At 41.6% G+C, this 15,621-nt stretch carries 16 protein-coding genes; 4 read left to right on the forward strand and 12 right to left on the reverse strand.

All coding sequences use genetic code 11. The features are described from left to right. Window positions 1-28: 28 nt before the first annotated feature. Entirely contained in the window at window positions 29-535 is a 507-nt protein-coding gene (locus tag OFY17_RS04125; protein ID WP_263529435.1) for a GAF domain-containing protein, read from the forward strand. Between the two features lie 17 nt (window positions 536-552). Here the strand turns inward: OFY17_RS04125 and OFY17_RS04130 are convergent, their stop codons facing one another. Further along, a complete protein-coding gene (locus tag OFY17_RS04130) occupies window positions 553-2,373 on the reverse strand; it encodes a sensor histidine kinase (RefSeq protein ID WP_263529436.1) in 1,821 nt (606 codons plus the stop codon). 4 nt (window positions 2,374-2,377) lie between these two features. After that, window positions 2,378-2,884: a hypothetical protein gene (locus tag OFY17_RS04135; protein WP_263529437.1), complete on the reverse strand. Its 507-nt coding sequence runs from the start codon at window positions 2,882-2,884 to the stop codon at window positions 2,378-2,380. A gap of 194 nt (window positions 2,885-3,078) precedes the next feature. Here OFY17_RS04135 and cysZ point away from each other — a divergent pair, with 194 nt between their 5' ends. After that, window positions 3,079-3,858: a sulfate transporter CysZ gene (cysZ, locus tag OFY17_RS04140; RefSeq protein ID WP_263529438.1), complete on the forward strand. Its 780-nt coding sequence runs from the start codon at window positions 3,079-3,081 to the stop codon at window positions 3,856-3,858. Continuing rightward, window positions 3,858-4,709, forward strand: coding sequence for a response regulator (locus tag OFY17_RS04145; protein WP_263529439.1), 852 nt, complete (start codon window positions 3,858-3,860; stop codon window positions 4,707-4,709). The genes cysZ and OFY17_RS04145 overlap by 1 nt, the downstream gene beginning before the upstream one ends. Before the next feature lie 92 nt (window positions 4,710-4,801). Here OFY17_RS04145 and phoR read toward each other — a convergent pair whose 3' ends face one another. The 9 genes from phoR to OFY17_RS04190 all read right to left on the reverse strand — a co-directional run bounded on the left by phoR (window position 4,802) and on the right by OFY17_RS04190 (window position 13,901). Beyond that, window positions 4,802-6,106 (reverse strand): phosphate regulon sensor histidine kinase PhoR, encoded by a 1,305-nt coding sequence (phoR, locus tag OFY17_RS04150; RefSeq protein WP_263529440.1) that lies wholly within the window; start codon window positions 6,104-6,106, stop codon window positions 4,802-4,804. After that, a complete protein-coding gene (gene phoB / locus OFY17_RS04155) occupies window positions 6,103-6,798 on the reverse strand; it encodes a phosphate regulon transcriptional regulator PhoB (protein ID WP_263529441.1) in 696 nt (231 codons plus the stop codon). Before phoB ends, phoR begins: the two co-directional genes overlap by 4 nt. A gap of 83 nt (window positions 6,799-6,881) precedes the next feature. Further along, window positions 6,882-7,736 carry a 4-hydroxybenzoate octaprenyltransferase gene (gene ubiA / locus OFY17_RS04160; protein ID WP_263529442.1) on the reverse strand — a complete coding sequence of 285 codons (855 nt, stop codon included), beginning with the start codon at window positions 7,734-7,736 and terminating at the stop codon, window positions 6,882-6,884. Further along, a complete protein-coding gene (locus tag OFY17_RS04165) occupies window positions 7,733-8,293 on the reverse strand; it encodes a chorismate--pyruvate lyase family protein (protein WP_263529443.1) in 561 nt (186 codons plus the stop codon). The genes ubiA and OFY17_RS04165 overlap by 4 nt, the downstream gene beginning before the upstream one ends. A gap of 22 nt (window positions 8,294-8,315) precedes the next feature. Continuing rightward, the gene (locus OFY17_RS04170) at window positions 8,316-9,587 is read right to left on the reverse strand and encodes an HDOD domain-containing protein (RefSeq protein WP_263529444.1); all 1,272 of its coding nucleotides are present in this window, start codon (window positions 9,585-9,587) and stop codon (window positions 8,316-8,318) included. A 92-nt stretch (window positions 9,588-9,679) separates the two neighbouring features. After that, window positions 9,680-10,459, reverse strand: coding sequence for an amino acid ABC transporter ATP-binding protein (locus tag OFY17_RS04175; RefSeq protein WP_322790601.1), 780 nt, complete (start codon window positions 10,457-10,459; stop codon window positions 9,680-9,682). Between the two features lie 22 nt (window positions 10,460-10,481). Continuing rightward, window positions 10,482-11,582 carry an amino acid ABC transporter permease gene (locus OFY17_RS04180; RefSeq protein WP_263529445.1) on the reverse strand — a complete coding sequence of 367 codons (1,101 nt, stop codon included), beginning with the start codon at window positions 11,580-11,582 and terminating at the stop codon, window positions 10,482-10,484. A gap of 10 nt (window positions 11,583-11,592) precedes the next feature. After that, complete coding sequence (locus OFY17_RS04185; protein ID WP_263529446.1) at window positions 11,593-12,768, reverse strand: amino acid ABC transporter permease; 1,176 nt, start codon at window positions 12,766-12,768, stop codon at window positions 11,593-11,595. A 110-nt stretch (window positions 12,769-12,878) separates the two neighbouring features. Further along, a complete protein-coding gene (locus OFY17_RS04190; RefSeq protein ID WP_263529447.1) occupies window positions 12,879-13,901 on the reverse strand; it encodes an amino acid ABC transporter substrate-binding protein in 1,023 nt (340 codons plus the stop codon). Between the two features lie 506 nt (window positions 13,902-14,407). On the opposite strand from OFY17_RS04190, the gene lrp reads away from it, so the two are divergent. Then, on the forward strand, window positions 14,408-14,884 hold the full coding sequence (gene lrp / locus OFY17_RS04195) for a leucine-responsive transcriptional regulator Lrp (protein WP_263529448.1): 477 nt from the start codon (window positions 14,408-14,410) through the stop codon (window positions 14,882-14,884). A 33-nt stretch (window positions 14,885-14,917) separates the two neighbouring features. Here lrp and OFY17_RS04200 read toward each other — a convergent pair whose 3' ends face one another. Continuing rightward, window positions 14,918-15,529, reverse strand: coding sequence for a ComEA family DNA-binding protein (locus OFY17_RS04200; RefSeq protein WP_263529449.1), 612 nt, complete (start codon window positions 15,527-15,529; stop codon window positions 14,918-14,920). Window positions 15,530-15,621 lie beyond the last annotated feature (92 nt).

The following is a 15,621-nucleotide window of genomic DNA, read 5'->3' on the forward strand; positions in this document are numbered from 1 at the left end:
TTTGGTTTTCTATAAACCAAGGAATGACATGTTTAACATAGAAGCGAATACCTCCCCCCAATCTTATGAAGCTTATGTGGAATTAAATAGCCAATTAGAAGCATTACTCAGTGGTGAGCGAGATCTCATTTGTAACGGGGCTCAGTTCTCCGCGTTTATCATGCAGACCTTAGAAGATTTAAATTGGGCTGGCTTCTACTTCTCTCGTGGTACTGAGCTTGTTCTAGGGCCTTATATGGGCAAAGTGGCTTGTACTCGAATACCTTTTGGCAGGGGCGTTTGTGGGGCTGCTGCGACTAGTCTGAAAACACAGAGAATAGAGGATGTTCATGCCTTTGAAGGTCATATTGCATGTGACGCAATGTCGGCTTCTGAGCTTGTTATTCCAGTAGTGGCTGAGGGTAAACTTATTGCTGTATTTGATATAGACAGCCCGAAGGTTGGGCGATTCTCAAAAGTCGATCAGCAAGGTATTGAATTATTAGTAGACACATTTATTCAATGTACGGACTTTGCTTGGACTTTTGCCGAGTAGGTTGGGCTAATCAGTCGTTATTCTGCGATCTTGTGTTTAAACAAATGAGTTAGTGTCTCTTCTAATTTACTTTGTAGAAGGGGGAAGGTTATCGGTGTTAAGGCTGCTTCGATGCCTTTAAAAACTTTCGATTGATAATTAATAATAGGCGTCGCTTCAGTATGCCATTGATTAATCGCTTCGAGTAAATCGCCCTCATAACAGTCTGTTCTCCCTAAAATAATGAGATCGTATTGTTGATTGTTATGCCCTGTACACTCAGAGCTAAGCGAAGTGTTTATGTCAAATATAGCAAGCTGTTGCGCTATTACTTCACGCAGCTGCTGGTCTTCTTCAATGATTAGGGCACGTGTATTGGAAAGCTTTAGTTGAGTAGGCTGTTCAGGTTGTTTCTCAGGCAAGTTATATGGAATATCCACCCAGAATTCAGAACCTTCCCCTTCTACTGAAGTGAACTGTATTTCCCCTTTCATCAATTCAACGAGCTTAAAGCAGAGCGATAAATTCAAGCCAACTTTATCAAGAATATCTTCATCCTCTTTTCTTCGTAAGGAAGGCATAGTTCTTAAGTCGTTTTGTAATTGGCTCGGCATACCAAGCCCTGTGTCTTTGACTGCAATTTGTAGCATTCGCGTATCACTACCACGAGTGATTCGATCCTCTTGCATTGGTCCTGATAATAGAGGAGTAGTAAGAGATGAAGGTCGAATTTGGATACAAATACTGCCTTTTACGGTATGGGATATGGCATTTTGCACTAGCCCAATAACGATGGCTTTAACTCGATTGAAATCCAAAGAAACATAGGTTGGTAAGCTAGGGTCTACGTAGACTGAGCATAGTAGATTTTTACGCGCTAGCTGATGCTCTAAAGTGTCGATATAAGTTTCGACACGGTTACGTAAATGCTCTAAGTAAGGAGACAGTGAGAGTTTTTGAATGTTGATTTCAGATAAATCAGAAAACATATTTACGGTATTTAACAGTTGTTGGCCAGACTCTTCAATATGGTTAGGTAATTCCGCTTTAGTGAGAGGAGAGGCCTCATCTTTATTTCTTAGCGCTTTTGTCGCTGCTAATATAGCGTTAATAGGGTGTCGCATCTCATGGAGTACATGAGTTGTCATATTGGTTTTATTTTCATGAATCGTTTCTATACCAGACTGCAATCTTTTGTTGATTACAAAAGCGGCACGCAACTCTGACAAGGCTTTCATCGAAAAAAAACAAAGTAGCAGGAGACAAGTGGCGAGAATGCCGGAAAGTACCTCAATCGTGGTGAGGTTTGTTTGGTGCTCAAGGAATTTAGTGTTGATGTACTCAGTGTTATCTTTATTAATTAAAGAAATGAGCTCATTTATGTTGGGCTCAATGCGATTCATTCGGACTAATAACTTTTCTATGTAGCTATTATCTCCCTCTTCAATTTTTGCAATATCAAAACTGACTAGCTCTAGCTCACCATTGATGACATTGAGCAGCTTTATAATACGAGCGTCATCAAATTCTCGGATAAGCTCCCCGATCTCGCCTTTTCTAAGTAAATCGATTCGGCTCATTAACAATTCGTATTCAAAGGAAATATCATCGTGTGTTACTGCGCTACTACTGTCCAGTGAGGAAAAGTAGTTTATAAAGCGGTAGGACTGAACTTGTAGTTGTAATGCATTCCATACGGAGCTTTCGAAAACTCGGCGATCATTATTATGAGAGGTGTCCCCTATGTAGGCGATAAAACCCAAAAGAGCAGTACATAGGCAAATGAGCAGCGTGAAAACGGTGTAGATAAACCACTTATTTAGATTGATTAGCCAAGTTCGTTTCCATGAAAGGCGCACACTATTACTCCGTAGTGATGATGGACTTAATATGTTTGATTTGCCAAATAGAACGACTGTAGTAGATGTCTGAGCGAACGTTTTCGTTTGAGTCGAACGGGTAAATAACCATCATAGGCCCTAAGTTCCTGACGCTCATTCGTTTGCCATTTTGGTGGGTTGCGAATATGGCTCCCTGCTCAATAAAATCGGAAACAGGAATTTCAGTCATATAGTCATTTAGAGCGGTGACTTGTAATACGTTACCCTTGTTTCCAAGTAATTTTAATAAGTCTGCTGCTGCAAACCCTTCATAAGTATTTAGACCTTCAGTCCATAAGTTATGGGTGGCTACAGAGTGACGTGGTAATGCGTTTAGCATGGCCATATCGAAGATAGCACCCTGATCAGAATTGGTGGTTTTAATGGCACCTGTGACTGTCAGTATCGTTCTACCTGTTGGTGTATCTAAAGCATATAAAGCACTGGAAAATGATAAAATGAGGGCTAGTGGAATATAGAGAAAACGCATGCTGGCTGACCTTATTATTAATGTTCTGAAGCAAAATTAACATGTATTGTGATAAGACTCTAATTATATAGGTTTTAGTCAGGTCTCTGCTAAATTTTGTGGTGGCAGATGACTTGCTTCGTACTTTACTAATGTGGTGTCTAAAAAGTCATCATGGTATTCTGGCGTTTTATTTTTGTTAGTAGGTTACTTTTTTGATTACTCAACCATTTAAAGCTGCGAATGCCTTTATCCAAGCACTCCCACTCGCTTTATCTAAAAACCTACGTTGGTTTATTCTCGTTCCTTTTTTAGCCAACATTGCTCTGATGGCACTAATTTATGTGGTTGCTTTGAGTCTTTTTCAGAGTGTACTAGCGGACTTTATGGGTTACTTACCAGACTGGATGTCTTTTCTGCACTGGTTCTTCAATTTGATTTTTGGTGCAGTGATTAGTGTTTTACTCTTCTTTAGCTTCTCTGTCGGCGTGAATATTCTAGCGGCCCCTTTTATGGCCTTTTTAGCTGAAAAGGTAGAAGAGCAAGAAACAGGTAAAACCTTTGATGATGCTTTGTCTTTTGAAGCCATATTGTCTATTGCTGGTCGCACCTTACAAAGAGAATTTCAGAAAATATTGTATTTTCTACCCCGTTTTATTCTATTACTTTTATTGTCTTTTATACCTGTTGTGAACGTAATTGCTTCCGTTTTACTGCTGCTGTTTTCTATGTGGATGCTGGCCTTACAGTTTATGGATTACGCTTTTGACAATAATAAAATTAAGTTCCATGACATGAGAAAAGCTTTGAGCGCGAAACCTCTGTTATGTTGGTCATTTGGTGGCATTGTTATGTTGGCTCTGACTGTTCCTGTACTGAATTTGTTTGTTATGCCTATTGCTGTTGTTGCGGCTACCTTATTATGGGTGTCTGTGTTTAGGTTAGAGCATGGTGACTTTTCAGCCCTATTAAATTCATCTAGTGGAAAACGTTAATGGCATTAAAAATTTTAGTTGTAGATGATGCGTCTTTTACCCGAGATTTGATTCGTCGAGCGGTACGAAAACAATTTCCATCTGTGGAGATTGAAGATGCTGTTAATGGTCGAAAAGCCCAGCAATTAATGGCTAAAACACATTTCGATATGGTCTTGTGTGACTGGGAAATGCCTGAAATGACCGGCGTCGAACTCCTGCAGTGGTGTCGTGAGCAGCCTCAATATAAAAAAGAGGATGTGCCTTTTATTATGATTACCAGCCGTGGTGATAAAAGCCATGTGGTAGAAGCAGTAAAGTCTGGCGTAACCGATTATCTTGGTAAACCCTTTTCTAGTGAGCAGCTGGTTAGCAAAATGATGTCTGCTGCGAAAAAGCATAAATTAGAAGGTCAGCTAACTGCTCAAAACCCTAAAAAAGCCAACTCAGCTAATCAGGGGGGCGTTGCTACAGCGTCGCTTGATGTTCTGATGGGCGCAAGTAAAGCGCCAGTCAAAAGCTCTGCTGGTAAGGTTAGCAACCCTGCAAAAGAAGCCGCCGCTATAAAAGATGTAAAAGTTCCGACCATTGTGCGTTTTGAAGGCAAGCAGTTCCGTTGTATGGTCATTCAGTTTGGGCGCCAAGAAGCGACTATGCTTATCAAGAGTGATGACATTATCCCTCAAGTGCTAGGACAAGCCGTATTGGACTTAGAGCATAAAGGGACAGTGAACCGTTTAAATTATTATGTTCAAGCGGTGGCGACAACAGAGAAAAAGCATGATTCAACCTTCCTAACAGTCACCTTAGGCCTGATAGATCAGGATAAAGAAAAAGAAGACTTTATTGGTCAGCTTTTTGATAGCTTATAAATTTATTTGTTCAGAAAATAAAAAAGGAAATGCTGGATGGCATTTCCTTTTTTTATGTTTGATGTATTTGTGATTTTTAGCCATTCGCCATATTAGCTTGGTGTATCATCTGGGCGAGTTCGGTTAATTGGGAAGCAGCAAGAAAAAGTGCTCCCTTCTCCTGGCTCACTAGAGATATCTAGTTTTGCATCATGATGGGATAGAACATGCTTCACTATAGCAAGGCCAAGGCCAGTCCCACCTGTTTGTGAGCCTCGACCTTTGTCTACACGATAGAATCGTTCTGTCAGCCTTGGGATATGCCACGGGTCAATACCTACTCCCGAATCGGATACCCTAAGTTCATCGGTTGTTAAGGATGTACGCCACTCTATTGTTATCTCGCCACCATCAGGGGAATACTTAACAGCGTTGATAATTAAGTTTGAGAAGGCGCTGTATAGCTCTTTAAAAGAGCCATTAACCCGTGCATCAGCAGGTATATTTATCTTTATTTCATGGCTTGAGGAAGCTATAGAAGTGGTGGTTTCAAGGATAGGACGAATAATGTCTAGTATATTGAGCCATTGCGCTTCTTCTCGCTCATCGTCAGATTCTAGACGAGACAAGAGCAACAAATCTTCGATGAGCATTTCCATACGCTCAGATTGATCTGTCATATTTGTAATGCCTTTCTGCATACTCTTTGGCAAATCGTCTTTGAACATATCTAATGTTTCTAGATAGCCTTTGATAACCGTCAGAGGCGTTTTTAGTTCATGGGAGGCATTAGCGACAAAATCAGTACGCATTTGTTCGAGCAGGTGCATTCGCGTGACATCGCGGATAAAAATCAGATGATCATTTTGGTCGTATAGAGTCGTTTGGATTTCTAAAAAAGTATCATCAACAGAGGGCGATTTAATGATAAGTGGCTCGCCAAAACGTTTTTGGGAAAAGTAACGAAAGAAGTCGGGGCTACGTACAATATTGGTAATGGCTTGACCTCGATCTGTAGGCCACATTAACCCGAAAAAATGTGCTGCGGATTGATTCCACCACTCTAGGTTACCTTGGTGGTCCGCCATGATCACGCCTTCTTTTAAGGCCGCAGTCGAATTCTCTATTCTTTTTAGAGCTTGTTGCATTCTGCGTTTTGATTTGCGTTGTTTTTTTTGCAATCGATAAACGCTATTAAATACTTCGCCCCAAATGCCTTTGGCTTCAGGTGGGTTGGCTTTACCTGAATGACGTAGCCAAAAATGGAACTGATAAAGCTGATAAAGCTGCCAGTAAAGGGTTCCTAATACATAGAGTAGAAGCACACCAAGCAATTGCCCAATGATCAAGCCGATGATGACGCAAGCGCCTAAGCCTATTAGCCAATTAATGATGGTGTTACGCCAAAGTTTTCTCATGCAGACCTTTTAGCTGAAAATCGATAACCTGTTCCTCGTACAGTTTGTACTAAATATTCGTGAGATTCACCTATGGCTTTGCGTAAACGACGAATATGAACATCAACGGTTCTTTCTTCAACGTAAACATTGCCACCCCAAACTTGATCTAAAAGCTGTGCTCTAGAATAAGCTCGTTCTTGGTGAGTCATCAAAAATTTCAGTAATCTGTATTCGGTTGGTCCCATTTCTAATGTGCGATTGCCAATAGTAACTCGTTGGCTAATAGGGTCAAGAATCAAACCTTCAATTTCAAGAGGCTCATCAATGCCTTGCGGTGTCGTTCTACGTAAAACGGCTTTTAGGCGAGCAACTAATTCACGTGGTGAGAAAGGTTTGGTGATATAGTCATCCGCGCCCACTTCTAAACCTTGAATTTTGTTGTCTTCTTCGCTTTTTGCCGTTAACAAAATCACGGGGATTTCGGCTGTCGTGTTATCTTTTTTGAGACGACGAGTCAGCTCTATGCCACTGCCCCCAGGCATCATCCAGTCAACCAGCACTAGGTCTGGTCTATGATCGACAATGATTTCGTGAGCTTGTTGGATATTTTCAGCTTCTAAATACTCATAACCTGCCATTTCAAGCGCAACGGCAATCATTTCGCGTATGGAAGATTCGTCATCAATAATTAGTACTTTTTTACCATTCACAGGAACACCCTCATATCAGGAAGGGTTTTATTAAAGCGATCTAATGTGACAGTTTGGTTAAAATGTCACAACTTTGCCATATATTAGACAAAATAGCTGGCAGCTAGGCCAATAAAGATAGATAAACCAATTAGGTTGTTATCTTTGAAAGCAAGTAAGCAAGCTTCTCTTTCTCGATTTTCTGCACGCTTAAGTTGAATGTAAAACAAGCCATTGCAGAGTAACAAAGAAGAGAAATACAGCCAATGCAGTTGCGCTAATAACCCAATGGCTGCCAGCAATAAAAGCATTCCTGCCTGTAGACAGACAATAATAAGCAAATCGTTTTTACCAAATAAAATGGCCGTCGATTTAATACCAACTTTTATATCGTCATCTCTGTCTGTCATCGCGTAGTAGGTATCGTAGGCTATTGTCCATAGGCAGTTTGCTATGAATAACAGCCATAGAATAGGGTCAAATAAGCTGCCACCTTGGGCGCTGTAAGCCATAGGAATTGCCCAAGAAAAAGCGAGCCCTAAGAATAATTGGGGAAGGTGAGTATAGCGCTTCATGAAAGGGTAAAGCGCCGCTAAGCCGAGGCCAACAAAAGATAATAAGATGGTTTTTAAGTCAGTGAGTAAAACTAATATAAAGCTCACAAGAACCAAGCCTGCGAAGAGTATTAGAGCGCCTTTTTCAGAGACACGGCCAGATGGAAGAGGGCGGTTCTTAGTTCGTTCTACGTGGCCGTCTACTTTGCGGTCGGCGTAGTCATTGATAACACAGCCCGCGGAACGCATAGCAAAAACACCCAAAGCGAAGATCACTACGAGGTGCCATTCAGGCGTGCCATTTCCTGCAAGCCAAAGTGCCCATAATGTTGGCCACATTAACAGCAATGACCCAATAGGCTTGTTAAATCGGGTCAGCTCAAGATAATCGTAAAACTTGCTCATAAGGCTCCGAATGGTGATCTTAGAAGGTTAATATCATCAAAAAATGCTTCGTTCACTAAAATGCCAGGGCCAAAAAGTTGGAACACTGAGCGCCTTGCCCAAACGGCCTTCTCTTGTGAAGGAAACATAGCCTTTGGCAATTGTGTGACTTCTATTTTACTGCGAGATAAGGTTCTGTGCTGAAATAAGTAGCCGCCTAGGGGCTTATTTTTCAAATGTTTGATTTGACGCCAGTGGCCACGTATCGATCGTGCTGGAATGATGGAACGCGCATAAATTACTGTCATGCCGTCAACCTTAAGTAATACAGTTCGGATGCGAGCCGCGTGTCGAGGGCTTAGCTTTAAACGTTGCCTTTCACGTGCGGTTGGAGTCCCCCAAGCATCTTCTAACACCTCGACAGATAATCCCCCTGTTTTTTTTAGCTTGTCCGTTAGGGATGCGTCAGTGATTAGCCAAGGCCATAATTTTGTTGGGATATGGGTTTTGTTTAATCTGTGCGCTGGTACCCAGCGATAGTCTAGCTGTAAAGCGGCAGACGGGTTCATCAATGTCATATTAAACTAAGCACGTTTTTAATTAGGCCTTATTTATCAAAGATGCCATTTGATGCAGTTCAGCGGAAGAAGAAAACACCTGCTGTAAGCACTCTTCAGCTTGTTCCAGCGTTAACCCTACCTCAGTCAGCACTGAAGGATCAACGTCATTATCATGGCGTAATTGATGGGCAATATAAAGTAACTTGGCGAGTATTGAATGTTCACCATAATAATGGGGCTTTTTACTATACCGAATGGCTGTCCAGATATTGTCTGGAAGACTCCAATAGCGTAATAACCATGAGCCAAGTTGTTCTCTGGTAAAGTGCAAAATATGCATTTCAACCAACTCATCAGGCATATGTGCATTGGCTTCTTGATAGCGAGATAAAATAGAGAAATGCGGGGGAAAGATTGTCCCTAGGGCTAAAAAGCCAAAATTCTGCAATAAGCCTGCTAAGTAAGCATGGCCAAGTTTAGGGCGTTTTTCACTCGGCATAGTTTTTACTAGTGCTTCCACTAGTACCGCATTCGTTACCGAATCCAGCCAATAATCCTGATAATGTCTAGGGCCGCTTTTGTTCTCATTAAAAGCGGTTTTCATCGATAAACCTAGTGCTAGGTTCATCACCATATCAAAGCCAAGTACTCTAATTATGGCGTCTTCTACCGAGTCTATTGAACCTGGCGCCCCATAGTAAGGGGATGATGCCCAACTCACTACTTGCGCGGCTAAAACTGGGTCCAGTGAAATGACATCACATAACTCGTCTGTACCAGCCGAAGAGTCCGAAGATAGCTTAACAATACGCTGAGATGAAGCGGGTAAAGGGGGGATCTCTAATGTTTCTTCTAGGCGCTCTTTTATGCGGATAGATTGGAAGCGACCTAATGCTTTAAGTATCTGTGCTTCATCTTCTTCATGATTATCAACAGGGTCCATGATTGAAGATTGGGGAATGGAAATGTCTTCAAAGCGACTCAAAGGGCCTGCAAAAGATGTTTCTAATTCTGATGCTGTGTAGTGTTGGTAGTCGTCATTGTTTGGTGAGCGTATAGCATAGGTTGTTTGCTTTTTTAACATACTAGCTTCTAGTAGCGTGAGAATGCTATTGGGCTTCACAAGTGGGCTGCCTTCTCTATGGGAGTAGGCAATGGGTTCTAATCGACGCTTAGTAATTCTCGACACGGCGGCAATATCGAGCATGTGACTTTCTGGGAAAATGGTTTGGATTCGGCCATCGTCATCGGAGAGGTGAGCAACACGAACTTTTTTAATGTCGGTTAGTTCAATATCGTTCAGGTCGTCCATAAAAACTCACAAAAATACGCTGGTATAGGAAATAAAAAAGCCCCGATAAACGGGGCTTTGAATATACCAGATTTTTAAAACTAAGTTATGAATTAGTGATTTAAAATTTGGCTTAAGAAGTTTTGAGTACGATCTTGTTGAGGATTGTTAAAGAACTCATTAGGTTCATTTGCCTCAACAATCTCACCTGCATCCATGAATACTACACGGTCAGCAACGGTTTTAGCGAAGCCCATTTCGTGAGTTACACAGACCATGGTCATACCTTCATCAGCAAGTTGAACCATAACATCCAGTACTTCTTTGATCATTTCTGGATCAAGTGCCGATGTTGGCTCATCAAACAACATGATACGAGGTTGCATACACAAGCCACGAGCAATCGCTACACGTTGTTGTTGTCCACCTGAAAGTTGACCTGGGTATTTCAATGCTTGGTTAGCGATTTTTACACGCTCCAAGTAATGCATAGCCATTTCTTCAGCTTCTTTCTTAGGTGTTTTACGAACCCAAATAGGAGCCAAAGTTAGGTTTTCCAAAATGGTTAAGTGAGGGAATAAATTGAAATGCTGAAACACCATACCAACATCTTTACGAATCGCTTCGATGTTTTTCAGGTTGTCATTCATTTCGATGCCATCAACAATGATAGAACCTTTTTGGTGTTCTTCTAGACGGTTGATACAACGAGTCATAGTAGATTTACCTGAGCCAGAAGGCCCACAAACTACGATACGCTCACCTTTCTTGATGCTGAAGTTTATGTTTTTCAGTACGTGAAAGTCGCCATACCACTTGTTTACATCATTAAATTCGATGATTGCTTCTTCACCCGGTGCAAGTTGGGCAAGAGCCATATTTCTGTCTGTCATAATATAGACCTCAAATTCTTAACTAATTCCGCTTATGTCCAGTTTCTAGCTTACGTTCGATTGCCATACTGTAACGTGACATACCAAAGCAGATAGCCCAATAAATGAATCCGGCGAAGGCATAGCCTTCAATGGTTGTTCCTAACCAACTAGCGTCGTGACTGGCTGCCTGTATTCGACCAAGTAAATCGAACATGCCGACAATGTAAACCAGCGTAGTATCTTTAAACAAACCGATAAAAGTGTTTACGATACCTGGAATAACCAGTTTCAATGCTTGTGGCAAAATAACCAAAATCATCGATTGCCAGTAGGTTAGCCCCATCGCATCTGCGGCTTCATACTGTCCTTTTGGAATAGCTTGTAAGCCACCACGAATAACCTCGGCCATATAAGCGGCTGAGAATAATGTGATACCGATCAGTACACGCAGTAGTTTGTTGAAGTTCATGCCTTCAGGCAAAAATAATGGAATCATTACCGATGCCATGAACAAAATCGTAATCAAAGGAACCGCACGAATGGTTTCGATGAAAACAATACAAACAGACTTCGCAATAGGCATATTTGACTGTCGCCCTAGAGCAAGCAGAACACCTAATGGAAAAGACGCCACAATACCGACCACGCCCAAGAGAACGGTTAGGAATAATCCGCCCCACAAAGAAGTTTCCACGATCTCTAAGCCAAACGCGCCGCCTGCAAAAAGGATGTAGGCAACCACTGGGTAAACGACCATTATGGCAATAGATAGGTACAGTTTGTTTACGCTTTTTACCGCGAAGGTAGCCACTAATACCACTAAGAGAATAACGGCAATATTAATGCGCCATGTTTCTTCTTCCGGATATAAGCCATACATAAACTGTTCAAAGTAAACGCCTATGAAAGCCCAACATGCCCCACCTGCAGTACACTCAGCCTTTGATGATCCTGACCAAGTCGCATTGACTAGACCCCATTCAATTACAGGGGGTACTAATAGGTAGATGATGTAAAGGCTGAAAAACGTTAAAAATACGTTTAACGGCGAAGACAATAAGTTTTGACGAAGCCAAGCTACAGCACCAACAGAGTTAACTGGTGGCGGAAGACTGGGTGAAGGTTTAAATTCAATAGCCATGATCTTCCTCCTAGCGCTCGATTAATGACATTTTTTTGTTGTACCAGTTCATAAAGAGCGAAATAGATAAGCTCAATGATCCGTATACCAACATACATAAACCAATGGTTTCAATTGCTTGACCTGTCTGGTTTAACGTTGTCCCCATTACTACTGCAACTAACTCAGGATAAGCGATAGCTGCACCTAGTGATGAGTTTTTCGCCAAGTTCAAAAATTGGCTAGTAAGAGGTGGAATGATTACTCGCAACGCCTGTGGCAAAACAATCAAACGCTGAGTCAGACTGTCTTTCAAACCTAAAGATCGAGCTGCTTCTGTTTGCCCCCAGTTTACTGACAAGATCCCAGCACGAACAATTTCTGCAATAAAAGATGCTGTGTAAGTGGAAAGAGCGATCAGGACCGCGACAAACTCTGGAGGAAGTACCATACCACCAGTAACGTTAAAGCGACTTTTTTGAGGTAAATCAAACTCGATTGGAAAGCCTGATATAACAAGAGAAAGTAGTGTTACAGCAATGATAATACCAAAAGACGACCAGTAAGCAGGGAACCATAGGCCTGTTTTTGTTTGACGTTTCTTCGCCCATACAATCAGAGCGATTGCAGCAACAATAGACAAAACAAAGCCAGCAATAACAAATCCGAAACCTTCTTGGAAAATAGGGTTTGGAGAGTAAATGCCGCGTTTGTTAAGGAAGAAGTCAGCAAAAATAAAACTTTCTCTTGGATGAGGTAGAGCCGCAAGTACAGCGAAATACCAGAAAAACATTTGCAGCAGTAAAGGAAGGTTACGCAAGGTTTCAACATATACCGTTGCCAAGCGTGCGACCAACCAGTTATTGGATAGTCTTGCTAAACCAATAATGACACCGAGTACAGTTGCTAAAACGATACCGAGTAAGGAAATAACAACGGTATTGATGAGGGCAACAAGAAAAGCACGGCCATAAGAATTGGCCTCGGTGTACTCAATTAAGTGAATGAGGATTGGAAAACCTGCTGGTTCATTAAGAAATGAAAGACCAGTAGATATTCCTCGATTGTCTAGGTTGCTTTGAAGGTTAGAAAATAAGTAGTAACCAACAAAAACGACTAGAGCTAAAAGCAATATTTGAAAAATTAAGGCACGGTTACCTGCATCATTCAAAAAGCTATTATTGTTCGAAGGAGTTTTATCTATCATCTTAGTTCAGGCATAAATGCTCGTCAGATGTGGTAAGAAAGGGGGGAAACCCAGCGACAAGGGAGTCGCTGGGCTAATACCCAAGATCGGGATATTTTAATCTATAAAGATTAACGAACTGGTGGCGCGTACATTACACCGCCTTCAGTCCATAGGTTGTTGATACCACGAGGAAGGCCAACTGGAGTTGCTGGACCAACGTTGTTTTCAAATACTTCTCCGTAGTTACCTACAAGAGCGATGATGTTGTAAGCCCAATCAGCAGATAGACCTAGTTGAGCACCCATATCACCTTCAGTACCTAGAAGACGTGCGATACCTGGATCAGTTGTTTCTTTTTTGATTGTAGCTACGTTCTTAGAGGTAATGCCAAGTTCTTCAGCGTTAACTTGAACGAACATAGACCAAGTTACGATATCTTTCCATTGGTTGTCGCCGTGACGAACAACAGGGCCTAGAGGCTCTTTAGAAATTGTTTCAGGAAGGATAACGTGAGCGTTTGGCTCAGCTAGTTTAGAACGCTGTGCTGCAAGACCAGATTTATCAGTTGTGAATACATCACAACGACCTGAATCGTATGCTGCAACGGCTTCGTCAGCTTTTTGAACGACAACTGGAACGTAAGACAATTTGTGCTTACGGAAGAAGTCAGCCATGTTTAATTCAGTTGTAGTACCTTGCTCAGTACATACAGTTGCACCGTCAAGGTCTAGAGCAGATTCCACACCTAGATCTTTACGTACCATGAAACCTTGACCGTCGTAGAAGTTCACTGCTGTGAAGTCTAGACCTAGAGAAGAGTCACGAGTGTAAGTCCAAGTAGTGTTACGAGAAAGCATGTCGATTTCGCCAGACTGCAATGCAGTAAAACGCTCTTTCGCAGAAAGTGGAGTGAATTTAACCGCTTGAGCATCGCCGAATACAGCTGCTGCTGTAGCACGACAAGCGTCTACGTCGATACCAGTCCAGTTACCAGAAGCGTCTGCGTTTGAGAAGCCAGGAACACCTTGGCTAACACCACATTGAATGAAGCCTTTTGCTTTAACGTCGTCTAGAGTCGCTGCAGTAGCACCTGTGCTGATAGTTGCTGCAATCGCAGCAGTTGAGAGTAATTTACCAACGTTCGATTTCATTGTATTTAGCCTCCCGGGCGTTTTTGAGTTTGTTGTAAATTGCTTAACCTAATGATCAAGAATTGATTTAATAAAGCAATAAAAGTGCCAACGTGATTTTTTATTTTTATTTAGTTCTCTAAGATGAATATTCTGCTAAATTCATCCAACACCTATATAGAATGATGCTTTATAGCGCCAGTCAAGCATAAAATATGGTTATAGTGCTATAAAGTATGCATTCATTTCATTTAAAACAGATAGAGAAATTGAATTTCGCCTATAACAATTATCATTTCTAAATACTGTTTCATAGGGCGGCCCGAAGTTTTTATTGCATCATCTTGGGGCGACATAAGTAATATAGTGTATCTTTATGTGTCATTGCGAACTATTTGCGTTATTTTAGTGCTTTATTTTTTGCGTTGATTTGTATCGTTATTTATTCAATGTCGCCTTTTCCATAATTTGTTCATGGCATGATAGACTTAGGTATCTGTTTAAGTAATTAAGGAGACCCATAACATATGGAGAACTCAGAAAAACCTCTCGATCGTTTGGATAAAAAAATTCTTCGTGAATTACAAATAAATGGACGTTTATCTAATGTGGAGCTTGCTAGTCGTGTAGGGCTAAGTGCGACGCCTTGTTTGGAGCGAGTACGCCGACTAGAGCGAAACGGTTACATTGCAGGCTATTGTGCTTTAGTAAACCCTAAGAAAGTGGATGCGGGGTTATTGGTTTTTGTAGAGATTCGCCTTAAAACGACTTCACCAGAAGGTTTTACTGAATTTAAAACCGCAGTGGCGCAAATTCCAGAAATCTTAGAATGCCATTTGATTGCAGGGGATTTTGAGTATTTGCTAAAAGCGCGAGTCTCTAACATGGACTCCTATCGCCTATTACTTGGCGAGACCTTGCTAACGCTTCCTCACGTAAGAGAGTCACGCACCTATGTGGCTATGGAAGAGGTGAAAAATACGACCGTGATTAATATCCCATAAATAAGCTTGCTTGCGGTATGGGATATTACTTGCTCACTTTTCTTTAATGAGCTGATCTAATATTTTATCGAGTACTTTGGGCCCCATCCCTTTTACGTTCAGTACGGCCTTCTTTGAACGAAAAGGTCGTTCACTAATCAGTTTCTCCAACACTTTCTTCTGAACACCCTTTAATGCCCTAAGTGTTTTGCTTTTAACTCTATTGAGCTCTTGGTAGTGCTCAGGCTGCTCTAGGGTTGTTTTAGGTGCACTTTTTGGCAACTGGGTATCTTCTTGCGAATTTTCATTTTCGGGGGTGTAAATATAAGGAAGCGCAAAACCTATTGTGTCGACAGGAGAGTACACAACCCCATCCCATTCACTTAACTGTAAAAAAAGCTGCCAAGAGCCCTCGGGTGGCTGCTGGAACAACAAATCATACTGGCAGTTTTCAAGGAAGTGTTGGCCGAAGAGCTCGCCAATGTGAGTACTCGCCAAAAGTATTGAGTCATTCTGGCTAGTATGAGATGACGATGCACAGAAATCGATACGTAGTGTTCCGCTAATATTTCCCTCTGGCCTTTGATTACTAATGCAATCAATCGATACTAGGACTCTATCCTCGTTGATATTGTACGCACACCCCTGCATGGTCAAGCTTTTCATCTTTACTCCCTCTGAATAATGAACCATCTCATGAGGGAGGAATTTTTGATTATTTTTTATTCAGGTGCAAGGGGCAGAAAGCGATAAAAGCG

Source organism: Marinomonas sargassi (assembly GCF_025716875.1).
GTDB classification, from domain to species: Bacteria; Pseudomonadota; Gammaproteobacteria; order Pseudomonadales; family Marinomonadaceae; genus Marinomonas; species Marinomonas sargassi.